The organism is Nitrosopumilus sp. (assembly GCA_029862745.1).
Classification (GTDB): domain Archaea; phylum Thermoproteota; class Nitrososphaeria; order Nitrososphaerales; family Nitrosopumilaceae; genus Nitrosopumilus.
On record JAOTWS010000004.1, the window covers coordinates 1 to 25,027 of the forward strand.

General features: G+C 32.7%; 34 protein-coding genes and 1 tRNA gene. 22 read left to right on the top strand and 13 right to left on the bottom strand.

All coding sequences use genetic code 11. From position 1 onward, the window contains the following. The 3 genes from OEM44_04885 to OEM44_04895 form a co-directional block, all read left to right on the top strand. Positions 1 to 839, top strand: an 839-nt coding sequence (locus OEM44_04885; GenBank protein ID MDH3516135.1) for a hypothetical protein, incomplete at its 5' end; no start/stop codon positions are given. A 65-nt stretch (positions 840 to 904) separates the two neighbouring features. Next, on the top strand, positions 905 to 1,096 hold the full coding sequence (locus OEM44_04890; GenBank protein ID MDH3516136.1) for a hypothetical protein: 192 nt from the start codon (positions 905 to 907) through the stop codon (positions 1,094 to 1,096). A 137-nt stretch (positions 1,097 to 1,233) separates the two neighbouring features. Continuing rightward, the gene (locus tag OEM44_04895; GenBank protein ID MDH3516137.1) at positions 1,234 to 2,181 is read left to right on the top strand and encodes a trans-sialidase; all 948 of its coding nucleotides are present in this window, start codon (positions 1,234 to 1,236) and stop codon (positions 2,179 to 2,181) included. Positions 2,182 to 2,206: 25 nt separating this feature from the next. Here the strand turns inward: OEM44_04895 and bcp are convergent, their stop codons facing one another. Further along, a complete protein-coding gene (gene bcp, locus OEM44_04900; protein ID MDH3516138.1) occupies positions 2,207 to 2,671 on the bottom strand; it encodes a thioredoxin-dependent thiol peroxidase in 465 nt (154 codons plus the stop codon). Between the two features lie 102 nt (positions 2,672 to 2,773). Between bcp and OEM44_04905 the strand changes: the two genes are divergently transcribed. From OEM44_04905 to OEM44_04935, 7 genes are all read left to right on the top strand, one after another. Continuing rightward, positions 2,774 to 3,478 carry an aquaporin gene (locus OEM44_04905; GenBank protein ID MDH3516139.1) on the top strand — a complete coding sequence of 235 codons (705 nt, stop codon included), beginning with the start codon at positions 2,774 to 2,776 and terminating at the stop codon, positions 3,476 to 3,478. Positions 3,479 to 3,517: 39 nt separating this feature from the next. Further along, a complete protein-coding gene (locus tag OEM44_04910) occupies positions 3,518 to 3,949 on the top strand; it encodes a hypothetical protein (protein MDH3516140.1) in 432 nt (143 codons plus the stop codon). Further along, entirely contained in the window at positions 3,942 to 4,763 is an 822-nt protein-coding gene (locus OEM44_04915; GenBank protein ID MDH3516141.1) for a hypothetical protein, read from the top strand. The genes OEM44_04910 and OEM44_04915 overlap by 8 nt, the downstream gene beginning before the upstream one ends. 42 nt (positions 4,764 to 4,805) lie before the next feature. Next, positions 4,806 to 4,880, top strand: a tRNA-Arg gene (locus tag OEM44_04920). Between the two features lie 1,765 nt (positions 4,881 to 6,645). Next, entirely contained in the window at positions 6,646 to 7,575 is a 930-nt protein-coding gene (tfb, locus tag OEM44_04925) for a transcription initiation factor IIB (GenBank protein ID MDH3516142.1), read from the top strand. A 265-nt stretch (positions 7,576 to 7,840) separates the two neighbouring features. Then, positions 7,841 to 8,089: a hypothetical protein gene (locus OEM44_04930; GenBank protein MDH3516143.1), complete on the top strand. Its 249-nt coding sequence runs from the start codon at positions 7,841 to 7,843 to the stop codon at positions 8,087 to 8,089. After that, on the top strand, positions 8,070 to 8,324 hold the full coding sequence (locus tag OEM44_04935; protein MDH3516144.1) for a hypothetical protein: 255 nt from the start codon (positions 8,070 to 8,072) through the stop codon (positions 8,322 to 8,324). Before OEM44_04930 ends, OEM44_04935 begins: the two co-directional genes overlap by 20 nt. 294 nt (positions 8,325 to 8,618) lie before the next feature. Here the strand turns inward: OEM44_04935 and OEM44_04940 are convergent, their stop codons facing one another. After that, positions 8,619 to 9,029 (bottom strand): hypothetical protein, encoded by a 411-nt coding sequence (locus OEM44_04940; GenBank protein ID MDH3516145.1) that lies wholly within the window; start codon positions 9,027 to 9,029, stop codon positions 8,619 to 8,621. Positions 9,030 to 9,275: 246 nt separating this feature from the next. Between OEM44_04940 and OEM44_04945 the strand changes: the two genes are divergently transcribed. Together OEM44_04945 and OEM44_04950 are read left to right on the top strand one after the other, a co-directional pair. Beyond that, positions 9,276 to 10,124, top strand: a complete 849-nt coding sequence (locus OEM44_04945; protein MDH3516146.1) for a CBS domain-containing protein — start codon at positions 9,276 to 9,278, stop codon at positions 10,122 to 10,124. 129 nt (positions 10,125 to 10,253) lie between these two features. Then, a complete protein-coding gene (locus OEM44_04950) occupies positions 10,254 to 10,616 on the top strand; it encodes a hypothetical protein (protein ID MDH3516147.1) in 363 nt (120 codons plus the stop codon). A gap of 11 nt (positions 10,617 to 10,627) precedes the next feature. Here the strand turns inward: OEM44_04950 and OEM44_04955 are convergent, their stop codons facing one another. Beyond that, positions 10,628 to 11,011 carry an Hsp20/alpha crystallin family protein gene (locus OEM44_04955; protein MDH3516148.1) on the bottom strand — a complete coding sequence of 128 codons (384 nt, stop codon included), beginning with the start codon at positions 11,009 to 11,011 and terminating at the stop codon, positions 10,628 to 10,630. Positions 11,012 to 11,015: 4 nt separating this feature from the next. Next, the gene (locus OEM44_04960) at positions 11,016 to 11,738 is read right to left on the bottom strand and encodes a PAC2 family protein (protein MDH3516149.1); all 723 of its coding nucleotides are present in this window, start codon (positions 11,736 to 11,738) and stop codon (positions 11,016 to 11,018) included. Between the two features lie 102 nt (positions 11,739 to 11,840). On the opposite strand from OEM44_04960, the gene OEM44_04965 reads away from it, so the two are divergent. From OEM44_04965 to OEM44_04975, 3 genes are all read left to right on the top strand, one after another. Further along, the gene (locus OEM44_04965; GenBank protein ID MDH3516150.1) at positions 11,841 to 12,260 is read left to right on the top strand and encodes a hypothetical protein; all 420 of its coding nucleotides are present in this window, start codon (positions 11,841 to 11,843) and stop codon (positions 12,258 to 12,260) included. A 72-nt stretch (positions 12,261 to 12,332) separates the two neighbouring features. Further along, positions 12,333 to 12,869 (top strand): SHOCT domain-containing protein, encoded by a 537-nt coding sequence (locus tag OEM44_04970; protein MDH3516151.1) that lies wholly within the window; start codon positions 12,333 to 12,335, stop codon positions 12,867 to 12,869. Between the two features lie 142 nt (positions 12,870 to 13,011). Next, on the top strand, positions 13,012 to 13,410 hold the full coding sequence (locus OEM44_04975) for a CBS domain-containing protein (protein ID MDH3516152.1): 399 nt from the start codon (positions 13,012 to 13,014) through the stop codon (positions 13,408 to 13,410). Here OEM44_04975 and OEM44_04980 read toward each other — a convergent pair whose 3' ends face one another. After that, positions 13,411 to 13,836 (bottom strand): hypothetical protein, encoded by a 426-nt coding sequence (locus OEM44_04980; GenBank protein ID MDH3516153.1) that lies wholly within the window; start codon positions 13,834 to 13,836, stop codon positions 13,411 to 13,413. Between the two features lie 49 nt (positions 13,837 to 13,885). Between OEM44_04980 and OEM44_04985 the strand changes: the two genes are divergently transcribed. The 5 genes from OEM44_04985 to OEM44_05005 all read left to right on the top strand — a co-directional run bounded on the left by OEM44_04985 (position 13,886) and on the right by OEM44_05005 (position 17,262). Beyond that, the gene (locus OEM44_04985; GenBank protein MDH3516154.1) at positions 13,886 to 14,440 is read left to right on the top strand and encodes a DNA-3-methyladenine glycosylase I; all 555 of its coding nucleotides are present in this window, start codon (positions 13,886 to 13,888) and stop codon (positions 14,438 to 14,440) included. A 27-nt stretch (positions 14,441 to 14,467) separates the two neighbouring features. Next, a complete protein-coding gene (locus OEM44_04990) occupies positions 14,468 to 14,839 on the top strand; it encodes a hypothetical protein (GenBank protein MDH3516155.1) in 372 nt (123 codons plus the stop codon). A gap of 112 nt (positions 14,840 to 14,951) precedes the next feature. Continuing rightward, the gene (locus OEM44_04995; protein MDH3516156.1) at positions 14,952 to 16,226 is read left to right on the top strand and encodes a divalent metal cation transporter; all 1,275 of its coding nucleotides are present in this window, start codon (positions 14,952 to 14,954) and stop codon (positions 16,224 to 16,226) included. Between the two features lie 131 nt (positions 16,227 to 16,357). After that, positions 16,358 to 16,879: a ferritin gene (locus OEM44_05000; protein ID MDH3516157.1), complete on the top strand. Its 522-nt coding sequence runs from the start codon at positions 16,358 to 16,360 to the stop codon at positions 16,877 to 16,879. Between the two features lie 50 nt (positions 16,880 to 16,929). Continuing rightward, entirely contained in the window at positions 16,930 to 17,262 is a 333-nt protein-coding gene (locus OEM44_05005) for a hypothetical protein (protein ID MDH3516158.1), read from the top strand. Positions 17,263 to 17,404: 142 nt separating this feature from the next. On the opposite strand, the gene OEM44_05010 is transcribed toward OEM44_05005, so the two are convergent. Genes OEM44_05010 through OEM44_05020 form a run of 3 tightly spaced genes read right to left on the bottom strand, consistent with a single transcriptional unit; the run spans position 17,405 to position 18,085 of the window. Beyond that, positions 17,405 to 17,578, bottom strand: a complete 174-nt coding sequence (locus OEM44_05010; protein ID MDH3516159.1) for a hypothetical protein — start codon at positions 17,576 to 17,578, stop codon at positions 17,405 to 17,407. Between the two features lie 34 nt (positions 17,579 to 17,612). Then, complete coding sequence (locus OEM44_05015; GenBank protein ID MDH3516160.1) at positions 17,613 to 17,912, bottom strand: hypothetical protein; 300 nt, start codon at positions 17,910 to 17,912, stop codon at positions 17,613 to 17,615. A gap of 26 nt (positions 17,913 to 17,938) precedes the next feature. After that, positions 17,939 to 18,085 (bottom strand): hypothetical protein, encoded by a 147-nt coding sequence (locus OEM44_05020; GenBank protein ID MDH3516161.1) that lies wholly within the window; start codon positions 18,083 to 18,085, stop codon positions 17,939 to 17,941. Between the two features lie 228 nt (positions 18,086 to 18,313). On the opposite strand from OEM44_05020, the gene OEM44_05025 reads away from it, so the two are divergent. Continuing rightward, positions 18,314 to 18,757 (top strand): pyridoxamine 5'-phosphate oxidase family protein, encoded by a 444-nt coding sequence (locus tag OEM44_05025; GenBank protein ID MDH3516162.1) that lies wholly within the window; start codon positions 18,314 to 18,316, stop codon positions 18,755 to 18,757. A gap of 5 nt (positions 18,758 to 18,762) precedes the next feature. Here OEM44_05025 and OEM44_05030 read toward each other — a convergent pair whose 3' ends face one another. From OEM44_05030 to OEM44_05050, 5 genes are all read right to left on the bottom strand, one after another. Next, a complete protein-coding gene (locus tag OEM44_05030) occupies positions 18,763 to 19,572 on the bottom strand; it encodes a DNA repair protein (GenBank protein MDH3516163.1) in 810 nt (269 codons plus the stop codon). A gap of 37 nt (positions 19,573 to 19,609) precedes the next feature. After that, positions 19,610 to 19,810 carry a hypothetical protein gene (locus OEM44_05035; protein MDH3516164.1) on the bottom strand — a complete coding sequence of 67 codons (201 nt, stop codon included), beginning with the start codon at positions 19,808 to 19,810 and terminating at the stop codon, positions 19,610 to 19,612. A 2-nt stretch (positions 19,811 to 19,812) separates the two neighbouring features. Next, positions 19,813 to 21,399: a lysine--tRNA ligase gene (gene lysS, locus OEM44_05040; protein MDH3516165.1), complete on the bottom strand. Its 1,587-nt coding sequence runs from the start codon at positions 21,397 to 21,399 to the stop codon at positions 19,813 to 19,815. A gap of 4 nt (positions 21,400 to 21,403) precedes the next feature. Then, complete coding sequence (locus OEM44_05045; GenBank protein ID MDH3516166.1) at positions 21,404 to 22,990, bottom strand: tRNA uridine(34) 5-carboxymethylaminomethyl modification radical SAM/GNAT enzyme Elp3; 1,587 nt, start codon at positions 22,988 to 22,990, stop codon at positions 21,404 to 21,406. Positions 22,991 to 23,202: 212 nt separating this feature from the next. Beyond that, entirely contained in the window at positions 23,203 to 23,484 is a 282-nt protein-coding gene (locus OEM44_05050) for a hypothetical protein (protein ID MDH3516167.1), read from the bottom strand. Between the two features lie 87 nt (positions 23,485 to 23,571). On the opposite strand from OEM44_05050, the gene OEM44_05055 reads away from it, so the two are divergent. Continuing rightward, on the top strand, positions 23,572 to 24,876 hold the full coding sequence (locus OEM44_05055) for an FAD-dependent oxidoreductase (GenBank protein ID MDH3516168.1): 1,305 nt from the start codon (positions 23,572 to 23,574) through the stop codon (positions 24,874 to 24,876). The last annotated feature ends 151 nt before the right edge of the window (positions 24,877 to 25,027 follow it).

The following is a 25,027-nucleotide window of genomic DNA, read 5'->3' on the forward strand; positions in this document are numbered from 1 at the left end:
TAGGAAAACAAGATCTTGAAGACAAGATTGCCAAATTAGAAGCAAAATTAAGTGAACTTTCTACTAAGTTAGAGGAAAAGCCAGCTGAGGTAAAGCCAGCTGAGGTAAAGCCAGCTGAGGTAAAGCCTGCAACAACAAAACCAAAAGGTGTTCTACCAAAAGGATTTGAAAAATCAGCAGAAGCTCCTAAACCACAGGAGGCACCAAAGCCAGCAGAAAAACCAGCTGAGGTAAAGCCTGCAACAACAAAACCAAAAGGTGTTCTACCAAAAGGATTTGAAAAATCAGCAGAAGCTCCTAAACCACAGGAGGCACCAAAGCCAGCAGAAAAACCAGCTGAGGTAAAGCCTGCAACAACAAAACCAAAAGGTGTTCTACCAAAAGGATTTGAAAAATCAGCAGAAGCTCCTAAACCACAGGAGGCACCAAAGCCAGCTGAGACTACGTCACAACTTCCCGTAACAGTACAAGCAGCATTAGAAAATGCATACATGAATGCTCCAATGACTTCTTTCCATGATTACAGAGCAAAAGTAACTGGTTATTCTCCAGCTCCTAACAGATACTTTGTTAGATTACATGCTCCTGTAGGAAAAGTTCCAACTAAAAATTGGAATGATCAAAAAGTAACAGTAACTGGTTACACAGCAGCATCAAACCAATACTTTGCAACAAGAGCTAGAATGGCATATCATCCTGCTGACAAAAGATTTGGAAGTTTTAGTGGGGTAAACATGAGTGTTGAAGGGGTTGCTGCACAAGCACAACAGGCACCAGAACCACCAAAGCCACAGGAAGCACCAAAGCCTAAAAAAGGAACACTTCCAAAAGGTTTCTAATTCAATTATATTCTTTATTTTCTATTTTTAGTAATACTATTTTATGATATTTTTTTACATTGTTTATGCCACCAAAAATTCCATGTCCTAACTGTATGCAAAAAGAATGGCTTGAAAATCCTGAATTGAATTACCTCCCAAGAGTAACTAGATTAGAAAATGGCAAATATGTGGCCGATACAGACAACGGGATTCACGTTAAATTGTGGAGATGTAATAATTGCATGTATGTAATGCAATTTTGGGAACATGACTAATTCAAAATGTACTAGTTTAGAGAGTAATTTAAAAATTCAAATTTTTACAGATTCCGCTTTAATTTTATGAATTATTTTAATTTGGAATTTGTTTTGAACAAAATGTAAATAAACAATGCAATATCAACTCTAAAGAGATGGTAGAAAAACGAAAAGCAAATACAAAGAAAGATCTTGAAGACAAGATTGCCAAATTAGAAGCAAAACTAAATCAACTTTCTACTAAGTTAGCGGAAAAGCCTGCGGAGGTAAAGCCAGCTGAGGTAAAGCCAGCTGAGGTAAAGCCAGCTGAGGTAAAGCCAGCTGAGGTAAAGCCTGCGGAGGTAAAGCCTGCAACAACAAAACCAAAAGGTGTTCTACCAAAAGGATTTGAAAAATCAGCAGAAGCTCCTAAACCACAGGAGGCACCAAAGCCAGCTGAGACTACGTCACAACTTCCCGTAACAGTACAAGCAGCATTAGAAAATGCATACATGAATGCTCCAATGACTTCTTTCCATGATTACAGAGCAAAAGTAACTGGTTATTCTCCAGCTCCTAACAGATACTTTGTTAGATTACATGCTCCTGTAGGAAAAGTTCCAACTAAAAATTGGAATGATCAAAAAGTAACAGTAACTGGTTACACAGCAGCATCAAACCAATACTTTGCAACAAGAGCTAGAATGGCATATCATCCTGCTGACAAAAGATTTGGAAGTTTTAGTGGGGTAAACATGAGTGTTGAAGGGGTTGCTGCACAAGCACAACAGGCACCAGAACCACCAAAGCCACAGGAAGCACCAAAGCCTAAAAAAGGAACACTTCCAAAAAATACAGAACAAACACCACCTCCACAACAAAATACATCCAGTAAAGATGAAGGCAAATCAAGAAAACAACAACTCGAAGAATATGAAAAGGAATATTTGCAAAGAATTGAACAACAACAGACTGAAGAAGAGGAAGCATATCAAGAAGTTATTGAAGCAGAAGCAAAACCTAGATCTCAGCAAACCCGTGGTAGTTTACCAAAAGGGTTTGAACCAAAACCAAAACCTGAGCAACCAAAACAATCTAGAGGTACACTGCCAAAAGGTTTCTAATTTTTCAACAATCTTTTTCTTATTTTTAATTTGAATTTAAAAAATCATTTAGCACTTCTTGTGAATGTCCCTTAGGTTTTACTTTTGGATATATTTTGAAAATTTTTCCTTTCTCATTTACTAAGAATGTAGATCTATTCACTCCCATGTATTCTCGACCCATGAATTTTTTTTTACCCCAAACCCCAAACATTTTTGAGATTTCTTTATCAGTATCTGCTAATAAAGGGAATGTGATTCCCATTTTATCACAGAATTTCTTATGAGATTCAACATCATCGGGACTAATACCAATAATTTCAATTCCTTCCTTTTGGAATTTTTTGTAATCTTTTGAAAATTCATCAGCTTCTGTAGTACATCCAGGTGTGAAGTCTTTCGGATAAAAGTAAATCACATGTTTTTTACCCTTAAAGTCATTAGATTTTACTTTGTTACCATTAGCATCATGTACCTCAAATTTTGGAACAGAGTCACCTTCAGAAACCATATACAAACAAATGGTTTTACCTATAATTAATTACTTTTTGAGATCTTTTGAGCCAAAATATAGTTCGAATCTTTTATATGGATACAGGATTGGTTTTGCTTAATGGTTAATCCACGAGCATACCTTGCTGAAGCAATTGCAACTTATGGATTAGTATTCTTTGGTCCACTTTCAGTGATTTTGGCAATTGCATCATTTGGAGAAGAATTAACAACACAATCAGTATTGTTTATTTCTCTTGGACATGGAGGGGCCATCGCTTTGATGGTTTATGCATTTGGACATGTCTCAGGTGCTCATATCAACCCTGCAGTTACTATTCCAATGATGATTACAAAGAAAATTGGAATTGTTGATGGAATTGGATATATCGTTTCACAGCTTATTGGTGCTGTAGCAGCAGCAGCAACACTTTGGGTAATTTTACCTGATCTTGGAGCTAAAGTTAACTTTGCAACTCAAGGTGGTCCAAGTGATTTAATCAATAATAGTATTGCATCTGGATTTGCAATAGAGGCAATTTTGACATTCTTCTTAGTTACAGTAATTTTTATGACTGCAGTTCACAAAAAAGCATCTCCTGGATGGCATGGTTTTACAATTGGAGGAATGGTTTTCCTAATTCACCTAATCGCAGTGCCTCTAACTGGTGCATCAGTTAATCCTGCAAGAACATTTGGTCCGGCATTAATCTCTGGGTTCTGGGAATTCCATTGGATGTATTGGGCAGCACCAATTTTGGGTGGTATTATTGCAGGTCTAATCATGAACTATGTCTTTGTCAAAAAGGCAGAGCAAGAAGCATAATCCTAACATTTTTAAAAATTTGAATTTTAGTTTTTCAGTATGAGTTCAGATAAAGATATTTCGCAAATGTTTCATTCTGAATCTCTCAAACTTCATAACCTAATTGATATTGCAAATACCAAAACAGATATGGATATTCATGAGATTGTTGAAACATATTATCAAGTCATGAATGTTTCTTCTATTGCAACTATGCTAAAACAACAGACTGAATCTGAAGAATTATTAAACAAAATCCGAGAAACTGAAAAAATAATTTCTGAAAAATTTAACTCTAATATTCATCCTAAAATTCTGACAAGTTTATCTACCTCAATTCAAGAAACAACTAAAACTTTACAATCTGAAAACGTTAATAAAAAATCAAAAGAACAAATTGAAAATGATGCGAAACTGTTTGAAGAATTACGCCAAAAAATGAGCACTAAAGAATTTGTTCAACAATATGATACTGGAATTACTCATGATTGAAGAACTTGCAAAAAAAATAGTTGAACTAAAAAATGAATTTGCAAAATCTTATGACGGAAAAAGCCAAATTCAGGAAATTATTCCAAAATCAAGTTCAGAGACATTCCCAATTATGGACCATCATTTGGAATTACTGCATCAATTTGCGACAAAAAATCCAATCTATTATAATTTTTTTGAGAAAAAAATAGGTTCAGTGGATTGTATTGTGTATGAAGGAGACATTAACAAATTTTGGCTCAACAGCATTCAACATAGCTCAAGTAAAGCTCCTTTTTCACCCACATGGATAGTGTCAGGATACATTATCACATTACTTGCAAAAGAATTGGGGTATTCTGAAGTAATCGATATTGGTTCAGGTGATGGCCGTATCGCATTTTGTGCAAAAATATTGGATATGGAATCTTACAGTATCGAATTAGATGAAATACTAGTAGACTTGCAAAAACTTTTGAGCGACAAACTTGATTTTCACCCATACTGCTCTGACGCTTTAAAGTTTGATTATGATTCATTAAATTTTAAACATCCAATTTTTTTCATCGGAGGTCTTGCTCAAATGGGAGGGACTGCTTTAGCTGCAGGAGTATTACAAAAGATAAATTCAATTTCTCATCTTAAGAACAATTCTGGTTGGGTCTTTGCAGGTACATTTTCTCAAAAATATGCATCAGATCCAAAGAATGAAGGTGGGTGGGGGACATTTATTGAAAAAAATAATCTTAGATCAATTAAGATTATTTCTTTGCCTACTGCATGGACTTTTCACGAATCTGATCCAACTCCCTACATATTTTCTCAATCAATTTGACTGATAGCAATCCAAATTAAGCGGAAATCTCCCAAACTTTTTGGACTCGTTGCATAGCTTGGATAGTGCGAACGCTTGCGGAGCGTTAGGTCGCCGGTTCAAGTCCGGTCGGGTCCGTTTTAATACTGTTCATTTATTGTTCCATGGATTTTTTTTTGAATTAAACTTGTAATGGCATTATAATCTTCAAAACAATTGGTTACTTTGTTGTTAATTTACAAGAAATTTCTGTATTGAGATACAAACCATAACAGATTCGAACCATGATTTAATTTATTGTCAAAGATACTTGGGGATTATTTGAAACCGTGAAAAATGTAGTCATAGTAGATCTAACAATAAAAAGAAGTTCAAATTAAGTAGGAGCACAATGTGTATGGGGATATAGTTAAGACATTAGAAACAATACCCACGTGTAAATATGAATCTCAGAAAATAGAAGTTCTATGATATGATGATGTTTCTTAATTCATCTAGCGAGTTAACCAAAAAATCAGGATTTTCTTCTATCAGTGCATCTTTAGTGTTATACCCCACAATGTAACTATGATCAATACGAGATAGACTATTTCAAAATGTTAATCAAATATTTGTAAATTATTTTCCAATTTCTCGGGCACATTGTGATGAGCACGTTGAGTTATTATACAAACTTTCATATTCTCTATTGCAATGAATGCAGGTTCTAAAAGTCATGTATTCTTTACACATTCATGGTATAAAAGATAAATCATTAGTAAATGAATATGTCTATTTGTATTTCCATAAGAATAAGCAAAAATACTGTTGTTATTATATTATATTCCAATTGAATTTCTTAAATTCATTATTAAAATTTGTAGAGGCAATAAAATTATTTTTAATTAAATGAATTCATCGATAATATAATACAGAACAATTTAGAAAAACATTAATTCTTAAAATTGGAAAAATATATTTTTAATTTTGACATTATGTTAAGTAAGATTACATTTAATCCCTGTAAAAAGAGGGGTTGTTAGCCTATTTCTCTGTTTTAGATGCTTCTTCTTTTTTAGGTTCTTCTTTTTTATCGTCGTTAGCGACTATTGTTGTTTTTGTTTCTTTATTTTCCATACTATATAGTATATCATAGTGAATATATACTAACGTATTCAAATTTATAGTTAATCAAAAAATATATAGAAATTTAGGCGTAAAATTACGCAATTAAGCCGGTATATATCCATGTCAAGTCCAGTAGAACCATGTTCGAAAAAATAATTAAAAAATTGAAAGGTGGTTCTTGTGAAACCAAAGTAGCAGATGATGTAAATGCATTCGGAGAATCTGAAAAGACAAAAGAGGATACAACAAAATGAAATACCAATGCAGAGATTGCAGTTTTAACTGGCAAGGTTACTCAGATACTTTTGATAAAGTACTCATACATGAAAAAACTCATTTGAAAAAATAAGTGAGCATTCACTTTGATATTTGCATAATTCTAAATAAAATGTCATGTAGATGTGAAGTTTGCAGTACTCCAAAGGCTACAAATATTGATCAAATAAATTGTGATGACAAGTTAAAATCTAAAACATATAGTAATTTACTGTGTGCATAAAGTTGGGTCATCTAATCATAAATAATTTAACAATCATCATGATTCTAAATGATGATGATCAGGATGATACTTAGTGTATACTAATTTTACGTATCTTTAATACAAAGAATGCTTCAGTACACACATGAGAAATAACTCTTGCAGAAAATGCGGTTATAAAATGGACGTACATCAGAATTGCCATGAATGTAAAAAACCAATTGAGTTTATTTGCCACAAATGCAACACCCATACAGATAAAGAAATTCATTCTGATTGCATAATTCAAAAGGTACTTGTAAAGGCGTAAGAAAGTTTTTGACAATTTTACAAAATATTGAAGAGATAAAATTAATCTGCCGTAATTGCAATGCATTAAGATTTGTAACTGATGAGATAACAGGTGAAATCACTTGTTCTAGATGCGGTTGTGTATTTACAGAAAATTCTGAAGATAGAGGAATGGAACGCAGAAACTTTTCAGACATTACTGACAATACAAGAACAGGGCCAGGCATATCACTAAAAAGACATGACAAGGGTCTTTTTACAATAATCGGGGCACAAAACAAGGATTCTGTTGTAAAATCACTTTCAGCAAAGACATCTCAAACATTTGGAAGATTGCGAAAATGGGACAGTAGGTCACAGACAAAAAATTCCGCAGACAGGAACCTGTTACTTGCACTTCAAGAACTAGACAAAACACAATCAAAATTAGCCCTTTCAGATACGGTGATTGAAAGAGCAGCCCTCTTTTACAGAAAGGCCTCTGAGAAGAATCTCATTCGTGGAAGAACTGTAAAATCAATTACTGCAGCATGCCTGTATGCGTCATGCAGGGATTTAGAACATAATAGAACCCTTACAGAAATTGCCGAAATGTTTGCAGTATCTAGAAAAGAGATTGCAAGATCATATCGTATACTGTTTAGAGAACTAGGCTTTGTGACATCCATAGCAGATCCAATAAAATCCATCACCAAGATAGCAAGCAAGATTGGAATAAAGGAAAAAACAATACGAAAAGCAGTACAGATTTTAGATGCAGCCCAAGATGCAGGAATCGTAGCCGGTAAAAATCCTGAAATTATTGCGGCAACTGCAATTTATGCTGCATGTGTCATAACAGGAGATGCAAAATCACAAATTGCAATATCTGAAGCTGCAGGTACTAGTACAGTTTCAATTAGAACCAGAGTTTCAGAATTTAAAACAAAACTAGGTCTGTTTTCCACGCTAAACTAATAGTCAAAAATTATGATGAAAAAATTTACAGTGCACCGTAATAATTTCCAGAAAATCATATCATACACAAAATGACTAGTATGAGAATATCCCCCAATGGTACTAACATTCCAGGTCACTATCGAGAATGTGAAGAAGGAAGTTGTTCGCGGTTGATACCATGTCCACATATTAGATGCCAGGAGCATCGAACTGATATGGCAATAAAAGATTGGACTGTACAACATATTGAATCATGAAAAATATGTCAATTAATGATCAATTAATGAAAAAGGATTCTAAAATAAAATTATCAGAAGATGATTTTGTTTTGGTTGGAATGAACTACAATTATTATATGATTCCAAGACTTGCATATCACAAAGATGATCTTGTAGGCCTAAAAGAGCAGATCCTCAAAAATCAAAAATTGAATGAGGAACTAAGGGCAGTTTGGAATGATGGAATGCATGGGATATTTGCTGATGAAATTGCAGTGATAATGGAGAAATATTTTGGCAAAAGAACAGAATAGTGATAAATCTAGTACATCAAAAGATGCAGAATTTAAGATATCTCTCTCAAGTGAAGATATTGATAAAATTGATGAAAAAATCAGGAACGGAGATGATGATGATGAAACACAAAAGTGTAGCCTTGTTAGTGGAGTGGTTTTGATTAATACATGTACAAATTGCGGCAATAAATTCAAACCCGTAAACAGTATGATTTGGGAATCATTATGTGATTTGTGTCTGGGAAAAAAATAAAACCTGATTGAGAATGAGACACTTATCTCAGAATTAAGGTAACTTTTGATTTGATTTTAAATAAAATATATCTAATTTTTAAAAAAATTATATTTGTGTGCTTGATGAACCTGAAAAATGAACGCTATTGTAACAAGTCTGATCGAATCAGTCTAAGTCTATTAGTCCTAAAATAATTTCGGCACATAAATCCCAAGATAACTTAATCCAGAACAACAATAGATTTTTTGTAGAGAAAAGTTAGCAATATAATCAGGTTAGGGTATTTTTTAAAATATCATAGTTTAAAAAAAACTAGTAGCCTTCTTCCCCAGGAAAAAGAAGACACCAATAGTTTGCATTAGTTTTTGCAGATTTCTTTTGGCCCACTTTGCAGGGTCCAAAGACATTTCCACTATCTAATTCTGATTGATAGTTGGGAACTCTTTGAATCTGTTTGACTATTGCAGGTGTTACAAAAAAGGAATGTACTTGTTGATTGTTCACATCAAATGTCTCTACAGTATCTATGACATTATAGTCTGTCATTCCGTCTTCTCCAATTGCATCCTTTGGAGTGTATGGTGACGGCTTGCCTCTGTTAGTTCGAAAGTCCTTGATGTTGATGATTTTGCCTAAAATCTTTCCGATTCCTATTGCTTTGGTTTGTTCCTGTGGTTTGTTGTAATCACCCAAGTTGATTTGAGTTTGTGTCGTTTTGTTCATTTGTGATTCTACTTGTAATGTGAAGAAATTCTAAATGAGTTATCTCTTTCATGAATTGATGACGTCAGGTCAATGACAATTCCACATATTACTATGACTTTACAATTGCTCTACCAGTACGAGAGTGACTGCCAATAATACTAGAATAGAAGAGACAGTTAATTGTTATCGCAAACACTTGTTTCTTTGATTTTCATTCATGAAAATTGCCTTGTTTTTTTTATTACTGAGAGAATAAGCAGAATTATGAAAATTGCCAAAGACTATCTTAATACCCCACGAACTATCAAATCTAATTCAAATCTGGATGAGGTTTTAAAAAAGATCATAGATGAGAAAAAAAGTCGTCTTTTAATCACCGATAATGGAAAAATCACGGGGATTGTAACTGAAAAGGATTTAGGGTTATTCCTACTCAGCGACAACAGTGAACGAAGACTAGATGAAATTCCTTTATCTGAAATTGCGATAAAAATAATTTCAGTGGACGAAAAAACAGAGCTTGATGAATGTGCTAGTGTTATGTTGAAAAAGGGAATCGGTTCATTGGTTATTACATCAAATAATAATATTGTTGGAATTTTGACAAAAACAGATCTCGTAAGATATTTCACTAAAACTCATTCTGGAAAAAAAATTGTAGGTGAATACATGTCTCCATACTATGCTTGGCAATATTCTGACACTCCTTTGTATAAAGTAGTGTTGAAAATGATCAATGAAAAAATTTCACGAGTTATAATACGAAATCATGATGAAATACCAGTTGGAATCGTAACGTTTAGAGATTTATTCAAACTTGCACTTAGATTAGGTGAACAAGACGACATACTTGATAACACTGATCCTGTAATCTCGGTAATTTTTCCAAGAAAGGGTTTCATATCTAATTCTGGTTTTGGTGGAGCTACCAAGATTGATGAAATAATGAATACTGACATTATTTCAGTAGATTACGATGATGATTTAGCAAAAACAGGTAAATTAATGTTAGAGAAAAATATCAATGGTGTTGGTGTTTTATCTGGACATGGAAATATCATTGGAATTATCAGTAAAACAGATATTATGAAAGCTCTAGCTTTTCTAAAATGATCATATTTTGGTTTTTATGCTAAATGGAATTAGCATATTTAAAATAATATTTTAAGTGTGCCTAACTTGTCTGCTAAAAATCACAAAACTATCTAAAACTCTAATAATTCCACATATAGTAAGGAAGCATTGGATTACGAAAAATTTTGTTCGCAAATTTTAGAGGCAGAACCTAAAATTCGATTTGCGACTGTTTATGATGAATGGGCCGCTCATGTAGGTGGAGGTATGCGAAAAGGTTTAAAGAATTTACTTTCAGAGCATGCAGAAAATGAATTAGTCAATCTATCTGTTCTAGATTGGAAGGCAAGAAAGGACATGGCAAAATGGCTTGGTAAAACCATCTACACTTTGGCAGAATATGATAAGGTAAAGCGATTTTCATTTTATTTGGGAGATGAACATTTACTTCTTGTTAGTACTGAAAGAGATTGTAATACCAACGACATAGTTGAGAAAGTGATTCAACTATATTATGAAAACCAAGAATAACTAATTAATTTTTAGTTGATTTTAATTGATGTTCCATCAATTTTTTTTGGAATTTTAATTTCTAATCTTCCTTTTTCAAACTTGGAGGTGATTTTTTTACTGTCTATTTTGCCAGGTAACGAAACTGATTTTTTAAAATACTCAAATTTTGTAATTTTACCTAGTTTTTCTTCTGAATATGTCTCTTTTAGCTTTGCCTCTACGGTGATAGTATTTTGATTAAAAATAACATTAATGTTTTCGCTACCAACCATCGGAAGATCAAATTCCACCATCCAGTAATTCTCATACTCCCTTAGAGATGAAAGTGGTGAAAGACTTCTTTGTTCAATATCATCTAGTATTGGCGTCATAAATGGTAGTGTCATTTTAAATTCAAAATCATTGTTCCTCATATTATCACCTGTAGATTTGAGGGGCCCTCGTACCTTGTTCTTGATTATGCTGTAGTGTTCTAATTGTTTCTTCCATTAAATTCCTATATTGAATTCGAAGCTTGTCCATGCGGTTTTGAATATCTTGTGTTTCTATTTGTACATCTAAAATTTTTGCAAGTGTTTCTATTGCAATAATTGATGCTTCCGGATCTGGAAAGAATGGATGGCATTCTGCATAGAGTATTAGTACGGGGATCTTTAACTTTCTGAAAACTGAAATTATGGCAGCATCCACTCCAAAAATATTCCCTTCTAAAAATTTTGGAATTTCGTTGTTGTATAGGATATTTTCCAGTATTTGATCAGTAACAAGACCGTATAGTTTCAGAGTCTCTTTTGATTGATTTATTGAACCCATTCCACTAACAATTATTATTTTTTTTATTCCATTTTTTTGGCAAAACTTATGAGCAGCATAAGCAAATCCTTCTGCTAAATATTGATTAAATGGTACTTCTGATATGACAATGAAGATATTTTTCTTATTGTAAACTCTTATGGGTCCAAGAATCTTTCCTTCCTCTACAAACAAAGCTGCCGGAAGATCTTTGACGTCAATTTCTCCAACATACTTCATTTTTAGATGATGAATAAGATAAGATATTGAAAAAGTGCCAACTAGGCCATTACTTGGAAAACCTACAAGTAACGTATTTTCTTGAGGATCCGGTTTTGTAATATTCATTAGATTTTCCTCAACAGATGTTGGTAATAAAAAAGACATCCATTCTCAAAAATGAGATCAACTAAAACAATATAATTAATTCTATAATAATTAGGTAATATCATGATAAATCCAGAGTTGATAAAACTACTTGAAACAAATAATATTTTAGACATTCTTAGAGAATCTGTTGTATATCAATTACAAAAAATTCACAGTGTTGAAAAAACAAATGAGGGGCGTGATTGGTATCAAGAACTACCTGCAATCGTAAGAACAAAATTTGATTGCTACAAAGCCGATTATGAGAATCTTTCAAGAATTCTCAACTCAGAATATGATCAAATGATGACTGAAATGAACAAGGGGTACTATTATTGGAGATTAGTACGTTCAGCATGTAATACATATCAAAATGATTTGGTAGAATACGATCAACAATTAAATCAAGAATTCAACATGCAAAAGACTGAGGCAATTTCAGACAACACTGTACTTCATGAATGCATTGGTGTTTTAGATCAACATGCAATTGATAAATAGAATTATCTTAAATGAATTCTGCATAGTCAGTGGATTAATTCACGGTTGAATCTTTTTATGAGATTATATTAAATGAAACATGTGGAAGTAAAATCAGAAAAATCAATCAAGGAGTATCTAAGAGCCCTTCCTGATGATACCATAATCAAATACTATCTTGATGTAGAGTATAGTCCATTTCCTATTTTACTAATGGAAGAATATACAAGAAGATTCAAGCGTAAGACTAAAGGTCAGATCATCAAGGATCTAAAGTTACAAACACGTCTTGCACAAAAGAAAACCCAGGATTTAGGCAAAATGGCAAAAAAATACAAGATTTTAGATGATATTACTAGAGAAAAGTCTGAAGAAGTAATTCAACATGCAAAAAAAAGTGGGTATCACATTAGCAAAACAATTGCCAAAAAGGGTTCTATCATAGGATCAAAACTAAAAAAGAAAACAAGATCTGGTATAAGATCTGGCATAAATGCCGGAAAGAATCTTCAAGATTCTTCACAAAAGGAATTGGATTTATTAAAAAAACTCGGAGATTTGAAAAAATCTGGAATTATAACAAATAAAGAGTTCCAAGAAAAAAAGAAAAAAATTCTTGCCAAGGTATAGACTTGCAAATCCTTCCGGGTGACAGGTTCTACTGATGAATCAAAAGACGAATAGAATGAAATTAGTAAATTTAGAATATACTTGAGTGGATTAAATGAATATTTTACAAATTTCTTAAATATCATTATTTTGAAGGTAAACAATGAGTCGTGAAGATTTCAATAAATCCTCTATCCTAGTCAAAGACATTATGACAAAGGCTTTGATCTCAGTGAATTTGAGTACTATCTCATTTCAAATTGCTAAAATGATGCAACAAGGAGGAATAGGAGCAATAATTGTCAAGGAAAATGAAAATCCTGTTGGCGTTGTAACAGATAGAGATTTTGCTACAAGAATTGCAGCAAACAAGCTCCCCTTTGAAACTCCAGCAGAAAAGATAATGTCTTCGCCGCTAATTTCAATTAATCATGATAGTACAATATCTGAAGCAGCGGAAATGATGAATAGTAAGAAAATCAGAAAACTTGCAGTTACTGAAAATAATAAAATCATTGGAATTATCACATCAACTGACTTGGTAAATCAGCTTGCAAAATAACTAAAATGTTCTAGTCTTTCTAAGAAACACGGTTACTGACACCATATAGCAAACTGTTGCAATTATTTCAGAAATTATTGATGCAAGATACGGTTCTATTCCAATTTCAAGAAAATAATACAGTGTTGGCCATCTTATCACAAGATATACTATCTCACCTAGCCCAAAAGATGAGATTAATGCAAATAATTCTTTTTTGATTAAATTAGATTTCATTCCCCTGTATCGTTCAATATTATCCCAATAAAACAAACTAGAGAAAATTCCAAAGTATACGACATAACCAACAATGATGGTAATTGTTGCAGTAAGATAATTATCGTAATCAGATAATAATTGCGCAGTTACTGCGGATATAGATGCCGATACAACAAAGCAAATTAGAAAATTCCTATTAATTTTGAGTAAGTGTTGATTTAATTTCATGAATATTTTTTGAAAGTACTAATATTTTGTGTTAACGATGAGGTTAGTAATGAAAAATAGATGTGAATGGGCAAAAGATGAGCCTAACATAACATACCACGACAAAGAATGGGGTGTACCGCAACATGATGATACAAAACTCTTTGAATTTCTAATTCTAGAAGGAGCCCAAGCTGGTCTGTCTTGGAGTACTATTCTTAAGCGAAGAGATGGTTATAGAAAGGCATTTTCTAATTTTGATATACTCAAAGTTTCAAAATACAATAAAACACAGGTGGAAAAACTACTCAAAAATGAATCAATTATTCGAAATAAACTGAAAATTAATTCTGCTATTAATAATGCAAAACAGTTTCTCAAGATTCAAAAAGAATATGGCTCATTTGATAATTATCTATGGAGTTTTGTAAATCACAGACCAATCAAAAATAAATACAAAAAACTCTCAGATATTCCTGCATCTAATGAAATTTCAGAGAAGATAAGTAAGGATCTTAAAAAAAATGGGTTTAGTTTTGTTGGACCTACCATTTGTTATGCATTAATGCAGGCAATAGGAATGGTAGATGATCATATTGTTAGCTGTTTTAGGTACCAAAAATAATTTAACCCAGATAAATTACTCTATTTCATGGTAAACGGAAAATTTGCTACATCCATTACATGTATGGATGGACGAATACAGATTCCAATTATTGAATGGATTAAAAAAAACTATGATGTAGATTTTGTTGATACAATTACTGAGCCGGGGGTTGACAAGAAAATCTCAGAAGATTCTGTTTTTAAATCCATAAAAACAAAAGCTGAAATTTCAATTAATGCCCACAAATCTAGCATGATTTTTATCTCAGGACATTATGATTGCGCAGGAAATCCAGTATCTAATGACGAACATAAATTGCATATCAAAAAAGGTGTTGAAATGATCAAAAAATGGAATTCTGAAATTTCAGTGGTAGGTCTCTGGATAAATGACAAGTGGGCTGTTGAAACTGTATGATCTTCTAATTGTTTGTATTACTTTAATTTGTTTTCCAAGAACTAGTAACGTAATGGCATGTCAATTTGAAAAATTTTAGATTATATGCACGAATTTTGCGTGCTTTTTGAGTATGATTAATGAAAGATTATCTGCATTTTCAAAGACTGCAGGGCCAGGAATTTTATTTGCCTGCACTGCAATTGGTGTCTCTCATTTGGTACAGTCAACTAGGGCAGGTGCTGATTTTGGTTTAATGATAGTAGGATTTGTAATCTTGGTAAATTTGTTGAAATATCCTTTCTTTGAATATGGTTCTCGTTATGCAAACGCTACACAAACAAGTATCATTGACGGTTACAGTCAACTTGGCAAACCTGCACTATGGTTATATTTTCTATTAACAATTCTTTCAATGTTTTTTGTAACAGGAGCTGTAGGATTTGTTACTGCAGGGTTTTTTGAGAATCTTTTTGGCATTGATTTTCTTGGAGAGTGGACCATAGTAATTTTGTTTGTAGTTTGTGTAGGAATATTGATAATTGGAAAATACAATATTCTTGATAGTTTAATTAAAGTAATTGCAATTGTATTATTGGTTTCTACAGTTGCTGCTTTTCTGTTTTCCATATACAATGGTCCAATAGAACAGGTGTCAGGATTTGAACCAAAACAACTATTAGATATTTCTGGAATATTTTTTCTGCTTGCCTTAATGGGATGGATGCCTACTGCAGTTGATCTTTCAAGTTGGAATAGTCTGTGGACCTTGGAGCGAATGAAACAAACAAAATACAAACCACATCTAAAAGAAACTCTTTTTGAATTTAGATTGGGTTATTTTATAACAAGTGTTCTTGCAGTAATGTTTGTCATACTTGGAACTTTTATCTTCTATGGTTCAGGCGAGGAATTACCAAACAATAATTCAGATTTTGCACATAAAGTAGTAACGCTATACACTAAGACAATTGGTGATTGGAGTTACATCATAATTGCAGCTTCAGCATTTTCCGTAATGTTTGGAACAATCATTGCGGTATTTGATGGATACTCCAGGTCCTTGCAACGAACTATTGAATTAATTTTTTTCAAAAAAGGGGATAAAATACGCATGAAATTTCGTACATTTTACACTGCATTATTAATAATTATTGCATCTGGTTCTTTTTTGGTAATATCTCAATTTGGAGATAATCTCAAAGAACTAGTTGACTTTGCAACTGTTTTATCATTTGTAATTGCTCCTATAATTGCCATTTTTAATGTTAAACTCGTAAATGGCAAGTTTCTTGATAAAAAGTACCAACCATCAGTTTTCTTAAAAATTTTAAGTTATACAGGAATTATCTTTCTAAGCGGATTTGCCATATTATTTTTAATTATAAAATTTTTTTCAGGACTTTAAATGCAGCATCATAGTAATTATTATCTGAAATTTGTTACAAAGAGTTAGTCATATGTTAAGGCATACCTCAAAACTACTGTCCAAAATTTTAGTAAGTTATTTTAATGGAAAAAACTTAGTCATACAAAGTAATGAAAATTTCTAAAACCATGCAAAATGCACTTAACAATCAGATTGCCTTAGAGGCAAATGCATCTAATAGCTATTTGGCAATGGCATCCTGGTGTGAGGTCACAGGGTATCAAGGAGGCGCTAGTTTCTTTTATGCCCAGGCTGAAGAAGAGAGGACACATATGCTAAAGATCGTTCACTATATGAACAACTTAGGTGTCGCAGCAACAATTCCTGCAACAAAGATTCCTGCAAGCAATTACAAATCTTTGGAATCTATTTTGAAGACTGCCTTAAGTAGTGAGCAGGCTGTTACTAGCGCAATCCACAAAATGGTTGAAATTGCACAAAAAGAAAAAGATCATTCTACATATGCATTTCTAGAATGGTTTGTCAATGAGCAAGTACAAGAAGAAGCAAAGTTTGAAACTTTGATACAAAAGTTTGAACTTATTGGAAGAGACAAACTTGCAATAAATGAAATTGATAAAATTCTTGCAGCCGATGCCGCCGCAGCTCCTGCTGACACTCCTGCTGTTTAGAATATTTTTTTTTCTAAAATAATTAATACTTCATTATTTCTAGCCATTTCATGACAGTCACAGTAACTAGAAAACCTGGAGGAATCACACAATTATTCAACACTGAAACTGGACGGGTTACCTACAAGTGTAAGGCAGAATCGGCATTTATGTTAATTGAGGCATTTGGAGGTATCGTCAGATTTAACAAAAAAGGAGCGATAGCAACCGTAACTGGACACATCACATCCATTGAATCATGTGATGTAATCAAGAAAGGTCACTCAGATTACAAAGATGCGCTAAATAATATTATCTCTGCACATAAGGAATTTGCACAAAATATATCTAATTCTTACCAAAAAGAGATTCAAGATCTTGAAAACAAGTTATCGGCTCTTTAATTTTTGAATTCTTTACAATTACATCCAGTTACTATGCATTTTCCTTTTCCATCCAAATGAATGGAATGATCATGATAGCATCCTATATCTTTATTATTACATTTCAAGTTGTGATTTTGATTGGAGCCTACATCTTTTTAATTTAACCATAAATCATACAGTGCTCACATTCACAAACTTCTTGCTGCTTTGCTTTTTTTAGACATTTTTTATGTTGGCCTGCTTGGCATTGAACACAGATCTCATCAATGTTATCCACACTTGTATATTTTTTAGATTGATCAAATCCAAATCCTCCATCTTTTGGTCCTACCATATTCTAACTACATTTATGTTCTATTTTTACCTCACTAATGGATTGTAGTTCTAATAGTGTCTTGTAATTCTTTTTTATGAGTTTCAATAATTCCTCTTATTTCAAATGTATCTATGTAACCACCAGCTGATGCTCGTGTTGCTTTAAGTAAATAATGTAATGATCCCTCCTCAATCTTTCCAACATAATATCCATATAGAAAATCTACTTCATCCACACATTTCCAAATTTTTTTGATATTTGGAAATGTTTGCTTAATTTCAGTAGGAATCTCTCTAATTCTTCTTTTTATGTATTCATCAAGTGATCTTCGGATTGTAGAGTTTTGTAGCATCAGATCTATTTTACCTGTACTTACTTTTAGTCCTTGTTTTCTTTGTCTGATTTTTTGCTTTCAGGTTTATCCCACATGTGCATGGTTCCTCGTATCATAAATGAACCTACTACTATAGCTACCAATCCCCCAACTATGAATAAAAAAAATTTACCGATATCTCTGATGTTCATCACAATCACCATTACCACATTTGTCTAGTTATAACTATCTACAAAAACTCAATTAGATTCAATAGTGAGTTTAAAACTCCCACTTCATATGTCTAAAATTAAACAAATTGTTGCTTGGGTTGCAATTATTGGAGGAGGGATCGCATTTTTCTTCTTTTCTCAATTCATGGCTGAAGTTATGCGATAATTTTGAAAATTAATACATCCTATTAATTTTAAATAATCATATTGCTGATAACACAAGAAATTAAAGATTTTTTGAATATACATAAACTATCTTACGTTGCAACGGTTTCACCTGACGGAAAACCGAATCTTTCTCCAAAAGGAACGCTAATTGGATGGACACCTAACACATTAGCTTTTGCAGATATCCGCTCACCAGATACAATGAATAATATTCAAAGTAATCCTAATGTTGAGATCAATACAGTTGATCCTTTTTCACGCAAGGGGTATTTGTTCAAAGGCAAAGCTAGGATTCTTGAAAAGAACTCACTATACGAGGACATCTTAAATTACTATAGAACACACAAGGTCAAGAGTCCAATTAATTCAATTGTTTTGGTGGCTGTATCAGAAGTATCTAAGGTAACTTCACCATTATATGATATGGGAATATCAGAGCAAGAAATTAAATTAAGATGGAAAAAACATTTTGAAAATTTATGATTACTTTATGGATTTTGCATTTCTTTTAGTTTTTCCAATTCTTGCTTAGTTTTTTCATAGTCTTGTTTAGTTTTTTCATGTTCTTCTCTTTCTTTTTCTAATAGTGATTGGATGGTTTCAAGTTCTTTTTGTGTCATGTTAAGTTTTGATTTTAATGATCCAACTACTGCACTTGCTGCTTCTATTATTCCTGCAGAACTTTTTTTATCATTACTTTCACCTTCAATGAACTTTTTCTCTGAAGGTGTGAGTATACCTGTATTATCATTATCATCAGCATCTTGTAATTGATCTTTTTTAGCCAATTCATCCTTTGCGTTGTATAGCCTTGAATTTGCTTCTTCTAACTCCTTTTCTACTTCAATTTGCTGCTTTCGGATATTGTGTAATGTGGATTGTTCTTGTGTTATTTGTTCTTTAATCTCATCATATTTTTTTGTAAGTTCTTCCAACTCTTGTGTTTTCTTTACTAGGTCTTCGCTTGTTTTCTTAAATTGTTCAATTTTTTGTGAATCAATAATTTTATTGGAGTTTTTTATCTTTTCATTGGTCTCTCTGTATTCTCTTTGGGCAATATCTAGTTCCATTTTTTTTTGATTGAATTCTTTTTTTACTAACATCAGACTGCTAACTGTAGAATCATATTCTTCTTTTACAGCCTTGATCTTTTCTGTAATGTTATTAAGATCTTCTTGTTTTGTTCTGAACTCTTTTTGTAGGTTTTCTACTTCTGCTTCAAGTTCATTTTTTAGTATAAACTCTTCACTTTTTTCAGATACCTTTTCTTCCTCTTTCTTCTTTCCAAATAATCCCATATTTTTAATCACATTTTTCCAAAAGATGAACCTTTCTTTATTCTTGCTTTACACGTGCTCTGAAAAATTTCAAATAAAATCCAATTCCACCTATTATAATTCCACCAAACAACGCTATTGTGCCTAATTCACGCATATCTTGGTAGATGTTAGGGGCAAGAAACAGCAATAATGCTCCAAAAATTATCATTGCAAAACCTCCATTGTTTTTTCCTTTGTTGTGTTCTCCGTGAACCATTGTTATGTGTACTCTGATAGTTTTTTTGCTACTTGTTTTCTTCCAATATCAGATATGAATGGCCCAATCTTTGGTCCTCTCAATGTGCCAAGAATAATTTGGTATAAGATCTTAAAGAAATTTTTTGGTTCAATATTATTTGATTTAGCAATTTGATATATTGTATTCTGAATATCTTCTAGTTCTCCATCTGTATTTAGTGCATCGACCAGAATTTTCAAGGCTTTTTTTTCATTTTCCTGTAAATTTATTTGTATTTTTTCTTGTTGATCAAATTCATCGGAAAAATTTCCTGCAAGTCTTATTAATTCTTCAATTTCAGGTTCAGGTTTTTTTATTACTCCATAATCTAATAATTTTTTTATTACTCTTTCAGTTCTGTTTTCTTTGAATATTTTTGTCAATTCTATTAAAAGTCTGTAATTAACATGTGTGTTTGGTTGTTTTGGAGGGTTTAACAGATTAACATACTCGTAAAGTCCTTTTGATTTTGTTAATTTTGCTTGATTATCTACTTTGATTTTTCCAAAGTAAATATCCTCAAGTTCATTATATTCCGTAATTAGTGATGGGATATCTTCGAATCCTAATTCTCTTGCACCTGTAATTCTTTTGTATAATAATAATAGAATGGATTTTGGGGTGCCAAACTCGAGCCATTTTTGAGCAGTAATTACATTTCCTAAGGATTTTGAAATCTTTTTTCCACCTTTGTCTAAAAACATTTCATATTTTACATGATGTGGGTGTGGAGATTGTAAAATTTCGTCTGCTACCCAGTCATTGACCTTTACAGAGTCCATGATATCTTTTCCATATGCTTCAAATCGGATATCAAATGCAGACCATCTTGCAGCAAACTCTACCTTCCAGGCAAGTTTTCCAAGGTCTTTTGTGATATCTGCCTCACCTTCATGACCGCATCCCTTGATTATTTTTGAGCCGATTTCTGTGTCATGACATCTGTACTTTACTTTCTTTTCATCTGCAATGTATTCAGTGGCTTCAGCTGTGTAAAGTCGATTACAATTTGCACAAACTGGAAAATAAGGTAGATATTTTTGGTATTTTTCTTGTCCTACCAATTCTGAAATTTTTTCACCTATTTTTGCACTGTTTAGTAATATGGTGTGGATTTGCTCTTTTAGCAACCCATTTTTATAAGTGTCAATGGCTCTTCTGAATTCAAATTTTATCCCTACTTTATCTAATCCATCTAGAAGAATACTACTCATATGCATACCGTATGAATCATGACATCCATATGGATCAGGGATTAATGAAACTGGTTTTGCCAAATGTTCTTCTAATGAACTAGGGAATCCTTCTGGAATTTTTCGTAATCCATCAAGATCATCAGAATAGGCAATTAGTTCTGATTTGTAACCAAAGTTCTCTAATGCTAATTTAACACCATACGCCCTTACTGCATCACCAAGACTTCCAATATGTGGCACTCCTGATGCACCAAGACCGCTTTCAACCCTTAGTAGATTCAGACTTCTTCCAAGAACTTTTTCTCTTTCAAGTAATTCTGAAGCTAACTTGTCAATCCAGGTTCCTTTACCAAGAATTTCTTGCTCTGACATCTTACTAGTTCAATGTCTTGCTCATATATGGGCCATATAACGAATACCCTAATTTTTGGTAATATTCCCTTGTCCCAACTGCACTGATTACTAGAATTTCTTTGGCATCAAACTCTTCTTTTGATATCTTCTCAGCTTCTTTCATCAAACTTTTTCCTAATCCTGAATGCTGTATTTCACTTTCTTCTTTTTCTCCCAGTCTTAAGGATTTTCCATAAACATGAATCTCTCTTACGATACAGGTGTTCTCATTAATTTCATCTCTATGTGCATCAACACTTGGTTTTCTTAATCTCAAGAATCCATAAATTGATTCATTTTTGTCTTCATAAGAGAGAAATACTTCTTTGCCTCCTGATGAATCATAATCTATTCTGTTTAATTTGATAGATTCCATATCTGATTTTTTCTTTGATAGGCCTGCTTCTCTGCATCGTATACATTTACATGAAAATCCTTTTTTTGCTAGGTTTTGATGAACAATCTGCCTAAGATTACCTGATTTAGGACCTGCAATAATCTCGTTTGGGGAAATTTCTCTTTGCACTCGCATTATTCGTACCCATTTTGGAACATTTCTTTTTGCTTCGGTTAGAACTTTGATCATATCTTCATCAGAATATGGAGTGTACTTTCCTGCTTTGTATTCTTCATAAAGTGGAGTATTTGCAATAACTAATGAAGGATAAATCTTTAGCATGTCTGGACGTAACTGTGGATCTGAGAATAATTTTTTAAAATCTGCAATGTCTCCTTCAGGTGTCATTGTAGGCAATCCGGGCATCATGTGTGCAACAATCTTGTATCCTGCATCTTTTGAAATCTGAAACGAGTCTACCACATCATTGTAATTGTGACCTCTGTTGACTAATTCATATACTCGTTCCTGTAATGATTGCACTCCAATCTCTATTCTAGTAATTCCATAACTCAACATCAAGTCAACATGTTCTTTTTTACAATAGTCAGGTTTTGTTTCAATTGTAAATCCTACATTTCTTATTGATGCGTGTTCGTTATTTGATTTGGCTTCTTCTAGATCTTTTGAGTCTATTCCATTTAGAGCATCATAACACGATTTGATAAAATTAATCTGATAATCTTTTGGCATAAATAGAAATGTACCACCAACAATCACAATCTCCATTTTAGAGGGGTCATGTCCAAACGCAATTAATTTTTCAATTTTTGAGACGATTTGTAATTTAGGATCAAATTCATTTTCAATTGCGTTAAGTGAAGATGGTTCTTTTCCAGTGTAACTGTTTGGAGAGTTGAATTCAATTCCTCCTGGACAATAAGTACATCTCCCATGTGGACATGCATACGGTTTTGGCATTAAAGCAATAACTGCAACTCCGGATGCGGTTTTTGCTGGTTTTCTAACCAACACTTTTCTTAGTTTATCAAAATCCTCTTTTTTAACCACGGATAATATCTCATAATTTTTAGGAATTCTATCTAGAGCATATTTTGTACAAATTTTTATTATTTCTTCTTTTACTTGTTTTTTACTTGGTTCGTTAATTGTTAGAAGGCTTTGAGTGATTTCATTACATGCCTTAGAAAAAATTGGATTTAGTTTATTCATGTTTTATCATCATGATTTAGACATAAATTCGTTAAATAACTTGAGTATTATTTTGATTTTCTAGAAATCATTTGCAATAAACAAGAAATCATGGCCAATATGACAATAGTGAACGGTTTACATGATTACAATAATTCTTTTTTACGTATGAGATAATTGTGTTATTTAAGTTCAGATCCAAAAACTTTCTTTTGATTACAGAAAATATGATTTTAGTTTTTAGAGTGATTCATATCAATTTGGATAAAATCATCAGCGTCACCATGAATACAGTCGGTTCCAACAGATTTTACGGGTGAAAAACTAATTTTACCATCATGAATCTTACCCTCATTTTGCAAAATTCCGATTTTGCCAGATACAATTTGTTTGTGTTTATGGCATGTTACTCCAACCATATACTCATCCTTATCAGAAACAATAGAGACGATAAATTCAGGAGGATTAACACATTGTTTTCCTTCCTCTAAAACAGAGCATTGATCAGGTAGCACGCTTGAGTTGAAGTCTTATTAGATATTAATCTTGATTACCAAACATTCAATTTAATATCAACTAAAACGAAATGATATTGAAATATTTTGGCACGTAACTTTGATGTTGTGATTATTGGAGGAGGTATTCTTGGAACTTCAATCTCATACTATTTGTCATGTATGAACAAATCAAAGAAAATAGTTGTCATAGAGCAAGCACATAAAGTTGCATTTCACACCAGTGGACGAAATACAGGAAAAGTTCACGCCCCGTACCTATACAACCCTGAAAAGAAAAAATTGTTTGCAAAAGCTGCATTTCATGGTTATGAAATGTGGGAGGAATATGCTGCTTTACGAAAGTTGCCTTTTAAAAAAGATGGAGTAATTGAAGTTGCACTTGATCAAAAAAGTATCAAAGTTCTTGAGAAATATCTTAAATGGGGAAAACAAAATGGGCTTGAGGATAAGGATATAAAATTAATGAGCGATACCGAATTGAAAAAAATAGAACCTGAAATAAAGTGTGAAGCCGCACTGTATGTTTACAAAGACGGATCTACAGACTATTCAATATTTACAAATTCGGTTATGAAAGACAGTGAGAATAGAGGTACAAAGTTTATCTTAGACACAAGAGTTACTAAAATAAAAAAAGAAGATGACAAATGGGAAATCACATTAGATGGAGAACACAAAATATTTGCAAAATTTCTAATTAATGCTGCAGGTGGAGAAGCAGTAAATATTGCACATGATGCAGGAGTTGCAAAAGAATTCACAGATGTGCATTTCAGAGGAGAGTATTGGAGGGCACCAAAAGAATATCATGACTTGACTAAAACAAGTGTATACTCTGTTCCTGAATTTCCAGACTATCCATTTTTGGATCCACATTGGATTATCAGAGTAGATGGTAGTTGTGAGATTGGTCCAAATGCAGTTCCAGTGTTTAGTCCATATGGATATGATAAAACAGAAAACATCAAGGAGTTTATTCCAAAGATGTTAGAAATGCTTGGCTCTGGTGCAAGAAAAGCAATTTTTGATAAACAATTTCAGCAACTTGCAATAAATGAGATGCAATCATCAATGTCAAAATCAGCAATGATTGATAGAGTAAAAAGATTCTTACCAAAAATTAATGCAGATAAAATTACTCAAAAAGGTACTGCTGGAATCAGATCATCAGTTATTGATGATAATGGGAAGTTTGTTCCAGATGTAATTTTAATTGATGACTCTATGTCATTTCATATTTTAAATTACAATTCACCTGGAGCAACTGGGGCATTACCATTTTCAGCACACATTGTAAACCATCTAAACACAACAGGACTGCTAAAGAGCGAAGATCTAAATGCACAATGTGGACCGTGGAGATTTGCAAGCATTATAGATAAATTATAAAAATCAGATGACTTGAGAAAACTCAATTTTTTGGCTTTATTGAATCAGGATATTTTGCCAGGTAATGACACATGCATAATCTATTGGTATTGCATTGACATTTCATAAATCTGCAGGATAATACTGTTATAAAAGATTTTCACATAACAGA